Genomic DNA, 13,683 nt, shown 5'->3' on the forward strand with positions numbered 1-13,683 from the left:
AGTGAAGTAAACGAGCAAAAGGGGGAATGGCGAATGCTGTCGTTCATCGCACTCTTTCTACTGTATTTTCCTGAAGATAAAAGGGAGTACATCCCAGCGGCAATCACCACGGTGATTTTCTTTATTGCTGCATTTATTTGCTTTCGTCTGATCGTTCGTGCGTCTAAGAAGCAGGAGCGGATAGATGAAAAAAGGACAAAAAAAATGGATTGATCATTTTCTTCTTGTATCTTCAGGAAACTTCACGGTGACGGTTGTACCAGACTGCAGCGAGCTTTTGAAACGAATGGTTCCATGGTGATTTTCAATGATAGAAAATGTCACTGTCAGCCCAAGTCCAGTCCCTTTATTTTTCAGGGTGTAATATGGTTCGCCAAGCTTTTTCATTTGGCTTTCTGTCATTCCTACACCGTTATCCACGAAATAAAGGCATATTTTATGATTTTCTTTTGAAGCAAAAAGTTCAATTTCCCCTTCGTGTTCTGGGGCTGCTTCAATCGCATTTTTGATTAAATTAATCATGACTTGCTTGATCTTCGTTTCATCCCCTTGAATGTATAAGTCTGGTTCAATGGATTGATGAATCGTGACCGATTTGAAATTCGCATAGGATGTCATCAGTGATGCACATTCCTCTAGTAATTTAGATAGATTGAGAGATTCAATTTGATAATAATTTTGTTTCGCAATGTCAAGATAACTCGTGATAATATCCTGCGCCCGGTCTAACTCTGACAGAACGAGATTTTTATAATCTTTATTGGTTGACGGCTCTTTTGTATTGTCACTAGAAAAGAGCAATTGGATAAAGCCTCTCACCACTGTCAGCGGATTGCGTACTTCATGGGCAACGCTTGCAGCGAGTTCACTTACAATGGTCAGCTTTTCTGACTGGACGAGCTGTGTTCTCATTTGCGCATTTTCTTTGACGAATTCAATGGAATAGATACTTAGCACAAGAAAGAATATGTAGTAAAGGGTTGAGAAAAATAACTCAAGTAACTTTTGCTGCATAATAAAGGCTGGGCTGTATTCCATTAAGCTGACCGCAAACAGTCCAATGTAAATAAAGAATCCTTTGGATAAACCGATAAGCACTCCATACATCAGCTTTTTCAGCTTCGAATATTGACGCCATTTCCGGTAGAACAGAAATGGGATGAAAAAGTAAATCGGAACAACAATGATTCCAACCCATAAGAAGGAGCCATACATCACGAATTTGACCATGGAACTTATCAAGATGGCGACGATCCCAGCAGTGTACCCTCCGTATAAAATGGCAAGTACAAGAGGGATGGATTGAAGCCCAGTCTGCAAATCTAAAATCGAACCAACTGGATATATAATACATAGTGCTGAAGAGATGGATGCGAATACTGTGATGAGCAGTTTATTCGTTTTTGGGAAATGAGCAGGGGTCCGGCTTAGCCATAGCGCATGATATAAAAAGATTGGAAATAGAATAAAAGATACATGGAGCAGAAAATCCTTGAACATTTCCATTTAAATGCTCTCCTCGTAAATAATTGTAATTCCTCTCATTATATCATCTCATGTACAAAGTAGATATGATAAAAGGAGGGTTTTTTTCTTTAAAAAGAACACCCGTTAGGATGTTCTTTCGATCGTATAGGGCTTATTCAGGTGATCGCGTGAACGCTTGCTGAAGGCGTTTCAATCCTTCTTTGACTGTTGAAGCAGGACAGCCGAGATTCATCCGAATAAAGCCGTCTCCTTCGTGTCCGTACACGTGACCAAGCTCTAGGATCACTTTGCCCTTTTTCAGCAGATTCCGTTTCAATTCCGCTTGACTGAATTGATAATCCCGAATGTCCAGCCACAATAAATAAGAAGCATCTGGTTTCATATAACGCATATTTGGAAGGTGTTCGTCAATATAGTCCATCGCCATTTTCATATTGCTTTCGAGATAAAGAACAAGTGCATCGAGCCACTCATCCCCGTGGCGGTATGCTGCTTCCATCGCAGGAATCGCAAATGCATTCAGTTTGGCCAGTCCGTTTCTTTGCAATTGATTGGTGAAAAGGGTTCTTTTTTCTTCATCGGAAATGATAATGGCAGATGCTTGGAGGCCAGCTAAATTAAATGTTTTACTTGGTGCAATACACGTCACTGTGATATGTGCTATGTCGTCAGAAAGACTAGCAAATGGCACATGCGGCTTTCCGTATAGCATCAAATCAGAATGAATCTCATCTGAAACGACTGTGACACCATGCTTGACACATAAGTCTCCTACTCGCTTTAATTCTTCTTTTGTCCACGCTCTTCCGGACGGATTATGCGGATGACATAGGAACATGAGCTTCGCTTCTGGTCTGCTCAGTTTTTTCTCTAAATCATCAAAATCCATAAGATAGCGGTTGTTTTCTATTTTTAAAGGGTTGGTTGAGACTGTACGTCCATTTCGCTCAATCATTTGATAAAAAGGCGTATACACTGGTGACTGTATGACCACTTCGTCATTCGGTGCTGTAAAGGCTTGGACAGCAAAACTAAGTGCCGTGACGATCCCTGGTGTGAAGGTGACGGCTTCTGTCTGAATCGACCACCCGTGTCTTCTTTTGAGCCATTCGGCTACTGCCTGCTGCGTATCCTGGTCTTGAAAGGCATAGCCAAATACGCCATGATCCAATCGCTCTTTCAATGCATCAAGGACGACCTGCGGCGCTTTAAAATCCATATCTGCCACCCACATCGGCAGCGCATCTGTTGTCAGGAACAAAGACTCTGCTTGGTCCCATTTCACTGATTTTGAACCTTTACGTATGATCTGTTCGTCGAAATTCATGAAACCCACCTCTAGCCGTTTTTCAACCATTGTTGGTTGTGCTAAAATAAATATCACAAAATTTATTATAAGCGGTGATACCGATGAAAGATAGTCAAGCTGTAGAAGAGATGATTCAACTTATTAAGGCATGGGACCCTTTTCAATATGGAGAGGACTTTTATGAAACGGAGCCTTCTGACGTCATCAGTGCATTATACGACGCAGAAGACTCTTTATCTTTAGCAAAAGACATTCAAGCCATTTATCATCACTCATTTGAGCAGCTCCTGCCTTTCGAAAGCTGTCAACATATAGCGAATCAGCTTTTCGTCATACGAGACAGCAGCTCCTGCACACGCTAAGACAGGCTGAAATGTCCGATTTGATCAGACACAAAGACCGGATTTTCCTCAGGAACGAGGTGCCCGGTTTTTTTTAATGCATGCAAGGTCGAGTTTGGCAGATCCTTGTGCAGTCTTTCTCCTATTTGAATGGGAACGATCCGATCTTCCTCACCCCAAATGAGCAGCACTGGTGTCTCCATTTTCTTTAGGACATCCGAGGTCAAATCGCCTTCCCGGTGCCGAATCAAGCGGAAAATTCCTCGGAAAATTTGATCATCAGAAAAAGGCTTTAAATATCCGTCCACCATCTCTTGATCAATGATGGAATGATCATGTACAACAGCGGTTAAATTTTTCATTATGCCTTGCTTCAAGAGCTTTCTTTTAAGATAGAGATAAAAATAAGGAATATATGTGCTGTAAACAAGCGATCTCTTTGATTTATTTAAATACCCTGAGCTGCACAAAAGTACCGCCTTTTCAAATAGGTCTGGCCGTTCAGATGCAGCGTATAAAGCAATTTGGCCGCCCATCGAATGACCCACTAGGATCGCATGCTGAATCTGCAAGTAACCAGCTAGCTCAATAATGATCTTTCCCATGTTGCGATAGCTGTAAATAAACGTATTCGACTTCTCGGACTGTCCAAACGGCGGCAGATCGATTGCAATTAAATTGAAGTCTTGTTTCAGAAGCGGGATGAGCTTTCGATAGCTGAAGGTAGAAGAGAAGAGTCCGTGAATTAAGATCAATGTTTTCTTCCCCTTATTTGGATAGTGCTCATAATAGATATCTAAACCGAATTTACTTTTCATATAAGCTGGCTGAACAAAGTCCACACTCATCACTCCGATACTTGATACTCTCTCTGTTAGGTGACTGTATTGTACCCTAAAAAGTGGATTTTAAGCTATGGTTAGCATCTTTTCCCTGCTTAGCATAATGGGAAAAACGTGCTATAATGTTCAGAAGATTTTTTAAAACTAGCTTTTACAATCTGAGGTGTGAAATCAAATGAAACTAACAGAAAAAGAAACTGAAATATTAGAGATTTTAGATGAAAATAGCCGCGCCGATTTAAATACAATTGCAAAAATGGCAGGCGTGACAACAGAAGAAGCAGAAGCCATTATTCAAAAACTAGAAGATCAAAAAGTCATTATTGATTATTCAACCATGATTGACTGGCGTAAAGTGGATGGTCATGAAGGCGTCACAGCAATGATTGATGTAAAAGTGACACCAAAAAGAGGCGTCGGATTTGATGAAATTGCTGAACGTATTTATCGCTTTCAGGAAGTGGAGTCTGTCTATCTCATGTCAGGTGTTTATGATCTATCTGTTGTGATCCGCGGAAGATCTATGTCTGATATTGCCCGCTTCGTATCTGAAAAATTATCGACACTTGATTCCGTGGTTTCAACAACTACCCACTTTATTTTGAAGAGATATAAACATGATGGGAAAGTGTTTGAAACAGGAGACGATGACAAAAGAATCGTGGTGTCTCCTTAAATGAAAAAGTCTTATTTATCTGAAACGGTACAAAGCATTCAGCCGTCAGGTATTCGGAAATTCTTTGATTTGGCAGCCACAATGGAAGGGGTCATTTCCCTTGGTGTCGGCGAGCCAGATTTCGTGACAGCTTGGAATGTCAGAGAAGCAAGTATTATGTCATTAGAACAAGGGCTTACCTCTTATACGGCGAACGCAGGGTTGTTATCTTTGCGAAAAGAACTGAGTCACTATTTATATAAGCGGTTTCACATTGACTACAGTCCTGAAGAAGAACTTATTATCACAGTTGGCGGAAGCCAGGCACTTGATTTGGCCTTTCGTGCGATTTTAAACAGTGGGGATGAAGTGATCATTCCAGAGCCTTGTTTCGTAGCATATGGGGCCCTTACGACACTTGCAGGCGGAGTACCTGTTTATTTAAGTACCTCGGCTGAAAAAGATTTCAAAGCAGACTCGGCGGATCTACGCACGAAGCTGACGCCTAAGACAAAAGCGATCCTGCTTTGCTCACCATCAAATCCAACTGGCTCTGTCTATTCAAAGGAAGAGCTTGAAGATATTGCTCAATTTGCAAAAGAGCATGACCTTCTCATTATCACGGATGAGATTTACGCAGAGCTGACGTATGATGAAGCTTTTACAAGCGTAGCGGCAATTCAAGATATGAAGGAAAGAACGATCCTGATTTCAGGCTTTTCAAAAGGGTTTGCCATGACAGGCTGGCGCTTAGGATATGTGGCAGCACCACCTGTACTGCGCGATGCTATGCTGAAAATACACCAATATTCTATGATGTGTGCTCCCGCTATGGCACAATATGCAGCAGAAGAAGCTTTGAAAAATGGGCTTGAAGATGTAGAGAAAATGAAGAAAAGCTACAGAAGGCGCCGTAATTTGTTTGTCGGCTCTTTGAATGAACTGGGGCTGACATGCCACCAGCCAAACGGCGCATTTTACGCTTTCCCGTCCATTAAAACGACGGGCATGACGTCAGAACAATTTGCCGAGGAGCTGCTCCTGAGTGAAAAAGTAGCTGTTGTCCCTGGTAATGTCTTCGGGCCGAGTGGTGAAGGTCATATTCGCTGTTCATATGCTTCGTCTCTTGACCATCTTCAGGAATCACTTTCAAGAATCCAGCGCTTTTTGCAGGAACGACAAGTGAAAGAAGAAGCACCTGTCATCATAAAATAAAAAAAGGCATCAATCCATTAGGACTCATGCCTCTCAAATTAGGGGGGAATACTAGAAAGCATTCTTGTTTTCAGGTATTCCCCCTTTTGAACTGATCTAAACCCAATTAAAAAATATTTTGCGTAACTGACCGTTCTATGATATAGTTTTTAATTGCGTATAAACGAATATTAAAACATTTATTTAGGAGTTGTTATCATGGCGACAAAGTTTGAAGTAGGCAGTGTTTACACTGGTAAAGTAACAGGATTACAAGCGTATGGTGCGTTTGTTGCATTAGATGAAGAAACTCAAGGACTTGTGCATATTTCTGAAGTAACACATGGCTTTGTAAAAGACATCAACGAGCACCTTTCAATTGGTGACGAAGTACAAGTAAAAGTTCTTTCTGTTGATGAAAAAGCAGGTAAAATCAGCCTTTCTATCCGTGCTACACAAGATGCACCTGAAAGAAAAGAAAGCAAACCAAAGAAACAAAGACCACAGCAAGTGAAAGAAGAAGCTGCTGCACCACAAGGTTTCAATACACTTAAAGATAAACTTGAAGAGTGGATTGAGCAATCTAACCGTAAAGATCTTATCAAGAAATAAAAAAAGCACCGCTTCAAACGGTGCCTTAGGCTGCCTCGTATAGGCGGCCTTTTTTATGTCTTTTTGTTTAGCGAACCTCTGGATTCGGCTCGTCACGGCGAACAGCTTCTTCGCTTGGCTTGAACAATAGACCAAGGTTAACAAGACCTGCAATTCCAACAAGACCATAAATAATACGTGATAATGCAGAGCCTTGTCCGCCAAAGATCGCTGCTACTAAGTCAAATTGAAAAAAGCCGATTAGTCCCCAGTTAATAGCACCGATAATCGTGAGCACGAGGGCAATACGCTGAATAGCACTCATCGTGATTCCTCCTTTCGCTACAGCATCAATACATTTATATTTTGCAGATTTTTAGCCAAACTATGCGTAAGAAAATGGATTAAAGCAAATTACTTTACTTTTGGAATGATTGAGGCGCATAATGTAGCGCGAGGAGGAGATCAAATGGATCGATTTACTTATTGGAACCCAACGAAATTAATGTTTGGAAAGGGAGAAGTATCAGCCCTTTCAGATGAACTCAAACACTACGGAAAAAACGTATTACTTGTATATGGTGGAGGCAGTATTAAACGAAACGGCCTTTATGACCAAGTTGTCAGCATCCTAAAAGAATCAGGAGCTGCAATCACTGAACTTGCTAGTGTTGAGCCAAACCCGCGCTTAACAACAGTAAGAAAAGGGGTTGAGCTTTGCAAAGAGAACAACGTTGATTTTATTTTGGCAGTCGGCGGCGGCAGTGTCATTGATGCAACGAAAGCGATCGCAGCTGGAGCGAAGTACGATGGAGATGCTTGGGATATCGTGACGCGTAAGCATGTCCCAATGGAAGCTATTCCGTTCGGTACTGTGTTAACACTTGCTGCAACAGGTTCTGAAATGAACTCTGGATCAGTGATCACAAACTGGGAAACAAATGAGAAATATGGCTGGGGAAGTCCAGCAGTCTTCCCTAAATTCTCTATTCTTGATCCAGTGAACACATTCACTGTGCCAAAAAACCATACGATTTATGGCATGGTTGACATGATGTCACATGTGTTCGAGCAATATTTCCATCACACGGAAAATACACCTTATCAAGACCGTATGTGTGAAGGGCTTCTTCGTACGGTCATTGAAACAGCACCGAAGCTGATCAACGATCTAGAGAACTATGAGCTGCGTGAAACCATCTTATTCACTGGCACCATTGCCCTTAATGGAATGCTGTCAATGGGGGCACGCGGTGATTGGGCTTCTCATAACATTGAGCATGCGGTATCTGCTGTTTATGATATCCCTCATGCCGGCGGACTTGCGATCTTGTTCCCGAACTGGATGAAGCATGTCATTCAGGAAAACCCAGGCCGCTTTAAACAATTAGCGGTACGTGTATTCGATGTGGACCCTGCGGGCAAAACAGACGAAGAAGTGGGCTTAGAAGGAATCGACAAATTGTCAGCTTTCTGGACAAGTCTTGGTGCACCAAGCCGTTTAGCGGACTATGATATCAACGATGAGAAAATTGATTTAATTGCAGACCGTGCAATGGCACGCGGTGAATTTGGTCAATTTAAAAAGCTAAACAAAGAAGATGTTCTAGCCATTTTGAATGCTTCTTTATAATCGACCAACCAAAAGATAGCTGCTTTCGAGCAGTTATCTTTTTTTGAGTTCGACGTGTACATATGTTAAAGTAGTCTTTCATGTTTTTGGATATATACGCTGTAAGGAGATGTATCAACAGATGGAAAATTTTATTTACTATAATCCAACGAAATTAATGTTTGGAAAAGGACAACTAGAAGGACTAAAGAGCGAACTCGCTCGTTATGGAAAACGAGTGTTACTTGTATATGGTGGAGGCAGCATTAAGAAAAATGGTCTTTATGACAATGTGATCAGCGCGTTAAATGAAGCAGAAGCTGAAGTATTTGAGCTGTCAGGTGTTGAACCAAACCCGCGCCTTACCACAGTGGAAAAGGGAATCGACATCTGCCAAAATGAAAAAATTGATTTCTTATTAGCTGTTGGCGGCGGCAGTGTGATTGACTGTACAAAAGCGATTGCAGCCGGAGCAGAGTATGACGGAGATGTGTGGGACATTATCTCTAAGAAAACAACCGCTCAAAAAGCATTGCCATTTGGCACAGTACTGACACTTGCAGCAACCGGTTCAGAAATGAATCCAGACTCTGTCATCACAAACTGGGAAACAAATGAAAAATATGTGTGGGGCAGTTCAGTCACTCATCCTGCTTTTTCCATTCTAGACCCTGAGCATACATATTCTGTGCCAGAAAACCAGACGGTGTACGGCATGGTCGATATGATGAGCCACGTCTTCGAGCAATACTTCCATAATGTAAAAAACACGCCGCTACAGGATCGAATGTGTTTTGCTGTTCTTCAAACAGTCATCGAGACAGCACCAAAACTGCTTGAAGACTTACAAAACTATGAGCACCGTGAAACGATCCTTTATGCAGGAACGATCGCTTTAAATGGCACGCTGCAAATGGGCTACTTTGGAGACTGGGCGTCCCATACGATTGAGCATGCGGTATCGGCTGTCTATGACATTCCGCATGCAGGCGGACTTGCCATCCTCTTCCCAAATTGGATGCGTCATACACTCGATCACAATGTGGAACGCTTTAAAAACCTCATGCTGAACATGTTTGACATCGAGACAGAAGGAAAATCAGATCGTGATATCGCATTAGAAGGAATCGACAAGCTGTCAGCCTTCTGGACAAGCCTCGGTGCACCAAGTCGTTTAGCGGATTATGACATTGGTGAAGATCAGCTGGACAAAATTGCCGACATTGCGGCGAAAGAAATGGAATACGGTGGTTTTGGTAACTTTATGAAACTTGGTCGTGATGACATTCTTTCTATTTTGAAAGCTTCTTTATAATCCTGCTTGCCGTTTCTCATAGAGAGAAACGGCTTTTTGCTATGCCAGTGACGATCACTTGATTTCAATAGCTAGTTCCGCTAAAGTGAAAGGGACAGAACTAACGTAATGGAGGGCTTACAAGCGATGACACATATTCAATTTGACTACTCGAAAGCGTTACCTTTCTTTCAAGAACATGAGCTTACATATTTAAAAGATTTTGTGAAGGTGGCCCATCATAATATTCATGAACAAACGGGTGCAGGCAGTGATTATTTAGGCTGGGTTGACTTACCGAAGCAATATGATCGCGAAGAATTTGCCCGCATTAAAAAAAGTGCAGATAAAATTAAGTCTGACTCTGATGTCTTGCTTGTTGTCGGAATCGGCGGCTCTTATCTCGGCGCACGTGCGGCGATTGAATTTTTGAACCACTCTTTCTATAACACGCTGCCAAAAGGCAAACGCAAGACGCCGCAAATCATCTTTATTGGAAACAACATCAGTTCTTCTTATTTAACAGATGTGATGGATCTATTGGAAGATGCAGATTTCTCTATTAACGTCATTTCAAAATCTGGAACAACAACAGAGCCAGCGATTGCGTTCCGCATCTTTAAAAAGCTCCTCATTGAAAAATACGGTGCTGAAGAAGCGAAAAAACGTATTTATGCGACAACTGACAAGGCACGCGGTGCACTGAAAACATTAGCAACGGAAGAAGGCTACGAATCATTTATCATCCCTGATGATGTAGGTGGACGCTATTCTGTATTAACAGCAGTTGGTCTATTGCCAATCGCTGTGAGCGGTGCAGACATTGATCAGATGATGGAAGGCGCGGCAAAAGCAAGCGAAGACTTCGCTTCATCTGAGCTTTCTGAGAATGCGGCATACCAATATGCTGTCGTCCGTAATGTCCTTTACAATAAAGGCAGAACGATTGAAATGCTGATTAACTATGAGCCAGGCCTGCAATACTTTGCAGAATGGTGGAAGCAATTATTCGGTGAAAGTGAAGGAAAAGATGAAAAAGGAATTTATCCTTCATCTGCGAACTTCTCAACAGATCTTCATTCACTTGGTCAATATGTTCAAGAAGGAAGAAGAGACTTGTTTGAAACAATCGTCAATGTAGACAAACCTCGCCATGAGCTTGTCATTGAAGCAGAAGAACAAGACCTTGATGGCTTGAACTATCTAGCAGGAAAAACGGTTGATTTCGTTAATAAAAAAGCATTTGAAGGAACGATGCTTGCTCATACAGATGGAAAAGTACCGAATCTTATCGTCACAATTCCTGAGATGGATGCTTATACATTCGGATACCTCGTTTACTTCTTTGAGAAAGCATGTGCGATGTCTGGATATCTACTAGGCGTCAATCCATTCGACCAGCCTGGAGTAGAAGCTTATAAAGTGAATATGTTTGCTTTATTAGGAAAACCAGGCTTCGAAGAGAAAAAAGCCGAGCTTGAAAGCCGCCTGAAACAATCGTAAGAGTAAAAAAGGCACACCTTTGAAAGGTGTGCCTTTTTTGTTTTCTCACGGTTCCTGTGCAAGCTTCCTCATGCTCTGTACATAGAATAATGAGTAGAGGAGGGTGAAACATGAGAACGAATCATATTTACATTCACGATATTTCTGACCAGGCAATCGTCAACTTTGGCAATGTCGGACGTATTTGTCCTATGAGTGCTGTCAAGGATACTGAAGGTGCTGGCAGTGTGAACGAGACGAATCAATTATCCAATCAAAGCTTATTTGATGCTGCTTTTACAAACAATGTACAAATCACAAGAGGTAGATGTATGAATTCCTCTCTTTAACGAACCCTATTATACAAAAAGGAGGGTTTCGTATGATTCATGTACCATCCAGGCTGCCTGGTGAAAGCTTTTCACTTTACCATTTAGAAGAGACCATGAAGCCGCTCGGTTATGTCATTAATGGTAACTGGGATTATGATCACGGGTACTTTGATTATAAAATTGATAACCGTGATGGCTATACTTTTCTCAGAGTTCCTTTTACAGCCGAAAAAGGCCAGCTGGATCAGCCAGGCGTTGTGGTGAAAATGGGAGATCCATTTCTCTTAAAGCATGTATATCAAGATAAGTTAGATGATCATGCGATGGTTGGAAATGTGGGAGCATCCTTTAACCAATTCCAAGAACCAAAAGAGAAAGATGGAGATGTATCAAAAGCTTATACTGAGATTGGCTTTTCACTCGTCAAGGAATTAGAAGACGCACTGCTTTAAAGGCTGATCAGTTCATCCTCTGGATGAAGCTCATATCCAAAGGGAGGATTCATCATGGGTCCTTCTTTTTTTTGTACACCGACAATGATCACATGATGCTCTAAAAAGTGATGGAGCACTGTTAAGAATGTTTCTCCGGCTAACGAAGCTGGAACCGGTATGATGGTGACGTGTTTATGCAAGGTCATATGTCTTTTTTTCTTTAACGCTTTGAACTGTTCCTTTAGAAGAAAATGTTCGACCATTAAATGATTGACTGCATCAGAGGTATGAATGACTTGATTGGCACCAGCACGCTCGGCATTTTTCACGTAACGATCTGTTAAGATTTCAATTAAACAGTATAGCGAAGGATTTAATCCTTTTGCTGCAAGTAATGTTAAAACACTCTGCATATCAGCTGTCACTTCATTTTCGTGCTGATCTGCGGTAATCATCAGTGCATCTGCACTGGTAATATTGGCTTTGCGAAGTGTGACATCTTCGGTGCCATGCCCTTTAATAAAATGAACATTCTCTAAAAGTGGCCCTTCCTTCAAGGAGTCATCAATCAGCACAATCGGCATAGCTGGATCAATCGTTTGAAACGACTGAAGCAGTTTGTTCGTTTTCTCATTCCAGCCGACGATAATGAGATGTCCTTTCCCTTTAAAGGCCACCTTTCCTTCTACATAATGGTGCTGCTTGCTGAACACAGCGGCGGCAAGCGTGGCGAAATAAGCTGTGACAAAGCTTGCGCCGATCAAAATCAGAGACATACCCGCTACTTGTCCAGGCATGGTTTGCGGCACAAAATCACCATAGCCTACCGTAGAGACTGTAATGAGCGCCCACCAGATCCCATCAAAGATCGTATGATACTGCTTCGGTTCAAGCAAAACGATTAATTGTCCAAAAAAAAGAAGCAAGAAACAGATGATGATGGCAATTCGAAGATAAAGTGGCCACCTTAGCCAAGCGATAAAGATACGATTTGATTTCATCGGACTCTTCCTTTCAGGAGACTGCTAATGTCAGTATGCCCGATTGAGGAACATTTTTTCATCTTCGTCATGTATTGAAACAGATCCCATATCTTAAAATAAGAGAGAAGAAGGAGGGAATGCGAATGTCGTTCGTTCAAAAGACCGTACTTCTTTTTATCGGTGCGCACTTTTTATCATCAGCTGTGATCTTGCTCGTGTTTGACTTAAATGCTGTGAATCATTTTATGAGTGATTTTTCATGGCTGCACTTTTTTCAAGACCTATACGGAACAGTGACCTTTTATACAGCATGCTTAGGTGTGTTCTTCTTTTTCATTGGTGCGGTTATTCCCCTTAAAAAGACCTAGTGCTTTTTTCTGTACACGTTACATAAAAGTCATTAAAATTGTAAATAAATATATAAAATAAAAAGGAAGCTGATGAGCATGCTGTTTTTTTATTTTTTAACATTTGCCGCATTGGGATTGTCATTTTGGGCACAATTTAAAGTAAAGAATAATTTTGAAAAGTATTCAAAGGTTGAAGCATCCAGTATGAAAACAGGTGCGGAAACCGCTCGACATATTTTAGATCACAACGGGTTATATGACGTGCCTGTTGAACCGGTAAGAGGAACTTTGACTGATCATTACGACCCGACGCAGCGTGTGGTTCGCTTATCTGAACCTGTGTACTACGGTCATTCCATATCGGCCATTTCAGTCGCATCACACGAGGTTGGACATGCCTTGCAGCATCAGGAATCCTATGGTGCGCTTGTCTTGAGACATAAGATCTTCCCTGTCGTGAACTTTGCATCTGGTGTTGCCCCGCTTCTTTTCCTTGGAGGAATCTTGCTCGGCAGCCTTAACTTAATCGGGCTTGGGATCATTTTGTTCTCAGCGGCTGTGTTTTTTCAGCTTGTGACATTGCCTGTCGAGTTTAATGCAAGTTCTCGTGCAAAAGATATCATTGTTTCAGAAGGAATCATTAGAAGCAGTGAAGAAAGAGGCGTGAACAAGGTGTTAAATGCTGCAGCTCTTACGTACGTCGCAGCGGCTCTTGTTTCCTTGTTTGAATTGCTCCGTTTTGTAATGATCTTCCTAAATGGCCGTAATGATTAATT

Annotated in this window: 17 protein-coding genes; 12 read left to right on the plus strand and 5 right to left on the minus strand. The window is 41.6% G+C overall.

Annotated elements, in window-relative coordinates:
- Positions 1-33 precede the first annotated feature (33 nt).
- Positions 34-213, plus strand: a complete 180-nt coding sequence (locus C6Y03_RS07930) for a hypothetical protein (RefSeq protein ID WP_034659795.1) — start codon at positions 34-36, stop codon at positions 211-213.
- Here the strand turns inward: C6Y03_RS07930 and C6Y03_RS07935 are convergent, their stop codons facing one another.
- Both C6Y03_RS07935 and C6Y03_RS07940 read right to left on the minus strand, forming a co-directional pair.
- On the minus strand, positions 214-1,506 hold the full coding sequence (locus tag C6Y03_RS07935; RefSeq protein ID WP_034659793.1) for an ATP-binding protein: 1,293 nt from the start codon (positions 1,504-1,506) through the stop codon (positions 214-216).
- A gap of 133 nt (positions 1,507-1,639) precedes the next feature.
- Entirely contained in the window at positions 1,640-2,815 is a 1,176-nt protein-coding gene (locus C6Y03_RS07940) for a MalY/PatB family protein (protein WP_106039129.1), read from the minus strand.
- Between the two features lie 83 nt (positions 2,816-2,898).
- Between C6Y03_RS07940 and C6Y03_RS07945 the strand changes: the two genes are divergently transcribed.
- Positions 2,899-3,159: a YugE family protein gene (locus C6Y03_RS07945; protein ID WP_106039130.1), complete on the plus strand. Its 261-nt coding sequence runs from the start codon at positions 2,899-2,901 to the stop codon at positions 3,157-3,159.
- Here the strand turns inward: C6Y03_RS07945 and C6Y03_RS07950 are convergent.
- Positions 3,156-3,980 (minus strand): alpha/beta fold hydrolase, encoded by an 825-nt coding sequence (locus C6Y03_RS07950; RefSeq protein WP_034659788.1) that lies wholly within the window; start codon positions 3,978-3,980, stop codon positions 3,156-3,158. The genes C6Y03_RS07945 and C6Y03_RS07950 overlap by 4 nt on opposite strands.
- A 175-nt stretch (positions 3,981-4,155) precedes the next feature.
- Here C6Y03_RS07950 and C6Y03_RS07955 point away from each other — a divergent pair, with 175 nt between their 5' ends.
- The 3 genes from C6Y03_RS07955 to yugI all read left to right on the plus strand — a co-directional run bounded on the left by C6Y03_RS07955 (position 4,156) and on the right by yugI (position 6,441).
- Positions 4,156-4,656, plus strand: a complete 501-nt coding sequence (locus C6Y03_RS07955; RefSeq protein WP_003213765.1) for an Lrp/AsnC family transcriptional regulator — start codon at positions 4,156-4,158, stop codon at positions 4,654-4,656.
- Complete coding sequence (locus tag C6Y03_RS07960; RefSeq protein ID WP_034659785.1) at positions 4,657-5,850, plus strand: aminotransferase; 1,194 nt, start codon at positions 4,657-4,659, stop codon at positions 5,848-5,850.
- A gap of 198 nt (positions 5,851-6,048) precedes the next feature.
- On the plus strand, positions 6,049-6,441 hold the full coding sequence (gene yugI, locus C6Y03_RS07965) for a S1 domain-containing post-transcriptional regulator GSP13 (RefSeq protein ID WP_034659784.1): 393 nt from the start codon (positions 6,049-6,051) through the stop codon (positions 6,439-6,441).
- Between the two features lie 67 nt (positions 6,442-6,508).
- Here the strand turns inward: yugI and C6Y03_RS07970 are convergent, their stop codons facing one another.
- Positions 6,509-6,745, minus strand: a complete 237-nt coding sequence (locus tag C6Y03_RS07970) for a DUF378 domain-containing protein (RefSeq protein ID WP_003212952.1) — start codon at positions 6,743-6,745, stop codon at positions 6,509-6,511.
- A gap of 144 nt (positions 6,746-6,889) precedes the next feature.
- Here C6Y03_RS07970 and C6Y03_RS07975 point away from each other — a divergent pair, with 144 nt between their 5' ends.
- The 5 genes from C6Y03_RS07975 to C6Y03_RS07995 all read left to right on the plus strand — a co-directional run bounded on the left by C6Y03_RS07975 (position 6,890) and on the right by C6Y03_RS07995 (position 11,592).
- Positions 6,890-8,053, plus strand: coding sequence for an iron-containing alcohol dehydrogenase (locus tag C6Y03_RS07975; RefSeq protein ID WP_106039131.1), 1,164 nt, complete (start codon positions 6,890-6,892; stop codon positions 8,051-8,053).
- A gap of 121 nt (positions 8,054-8,174) precedes the next feature.
- Positions 8,175-9,347 carry an iron-containing alcohol dehydrogenase gene (locus C6Y03_RS07980; protein WP_034659782.1) on the plus strand — a complete coding sequence of 391 codons (1,173 nt, stop codon included), beginning with the start codon at positions 8,175-8,177 and terminating at the stop codon, positions 9,345-9,347.
- Positions 9,348-9,473: 126 nt separating this feature from the next.
- On the plus strand, positions 9,474-10,829 hold the full coding sequence (locus tag C6Y03_RS07985) for a glucose-6-phosphate isomerase (RefSeq protein WP_024423293.1): 1,356 nt from the start codon (positions 9,474-9,476) through the stop codon (positions 10,827-10,829).
- A 110-nt stretch (positions 10,830-10,939) separates the two neighbouring features.
- Positions 10,940-11,158, plus strand: coding sequence for a spore germination protein (locus C6Y03_RS07990; protein ID WP_060597201.1), 219 nt, complete (start codon positions 10,940-10,942; stop codon positions 11,156-11,158).
- A 32-nt stretch (positions 11,159-11,190) separates the two neighbouring features.
- The gene (locus C6Y03_RS07995) at positions 11,191-11,592 is read left to right on the plus strand and encodes a YugN-like family protein (RefSeq protein WP_034659780.1); all 402 of its coding nucleotides are present in this window, start codon (positions 11,191-11,193) and stop codon (positions 11,590-11,592) included.
- Here C6Y03_RS07995 and C6Y03_RS08000 read toward each other — a convergent pair.
- Positions 11,589-12,575, minus strand: coding sequence for a potassium channel family protein (locus tag C6Y03_RS08000; protein WP_106039132.1), 987 nt, complete (start codon positions 12,573-12,575; stop codon positions 11,589-11,591). The two genes, C6Y03_RS07995 and C6Y03_RS08000, sit on opposite strands and share 4 nt — an antisense overlap.
- Positions 12,576-12,700: 125 nt before the next feature.
- Here C6Y03_RS08000 and C6Y03_RS08005 point away from each other — a divergent pair, with 125 nt between their 5' ends.
- Both C6Y03_RS08005 and C6Y03_RS08010 read left to right on the plus strand, forming a co-directional pair.
- Positions 12,701-12,925 carry a YuzI family membrane protein gene (locus C6Y03_RS08005; RefSeq protein WP_060597199.1) on the plus strand — a complete coding sequence of 75 codons (225 nt, stop codon included), beginning with the start codon at positions 12,701-12,703 and terminating at the stop codon, positions 12,923-12,925.
- Between the two features lie 81 nt (positions 12,926-13,006).
- The gene (locus tag C6Y03_RS08010) at positions 13,007-13,681 is read left to right on the plus strand and encodes a zinc metallopeptidase (protein WP_060597215.1); all 675 of its coding nucleotides are present in this window, start codon (positions 13,007-13,009) and stop codon (positions 13,679-13,681) included.
- Positions 13,682-13,683 lie beyond the last annotated feature (2 nt).

It is taken from the genome of Bacillus sp. LNXM65 (genome assembly GCF_002998575.1).
Lineage (GTDB): Bacteria > Bacillota > Bacilli > Bacillales > Bacillaceae > Bacillus.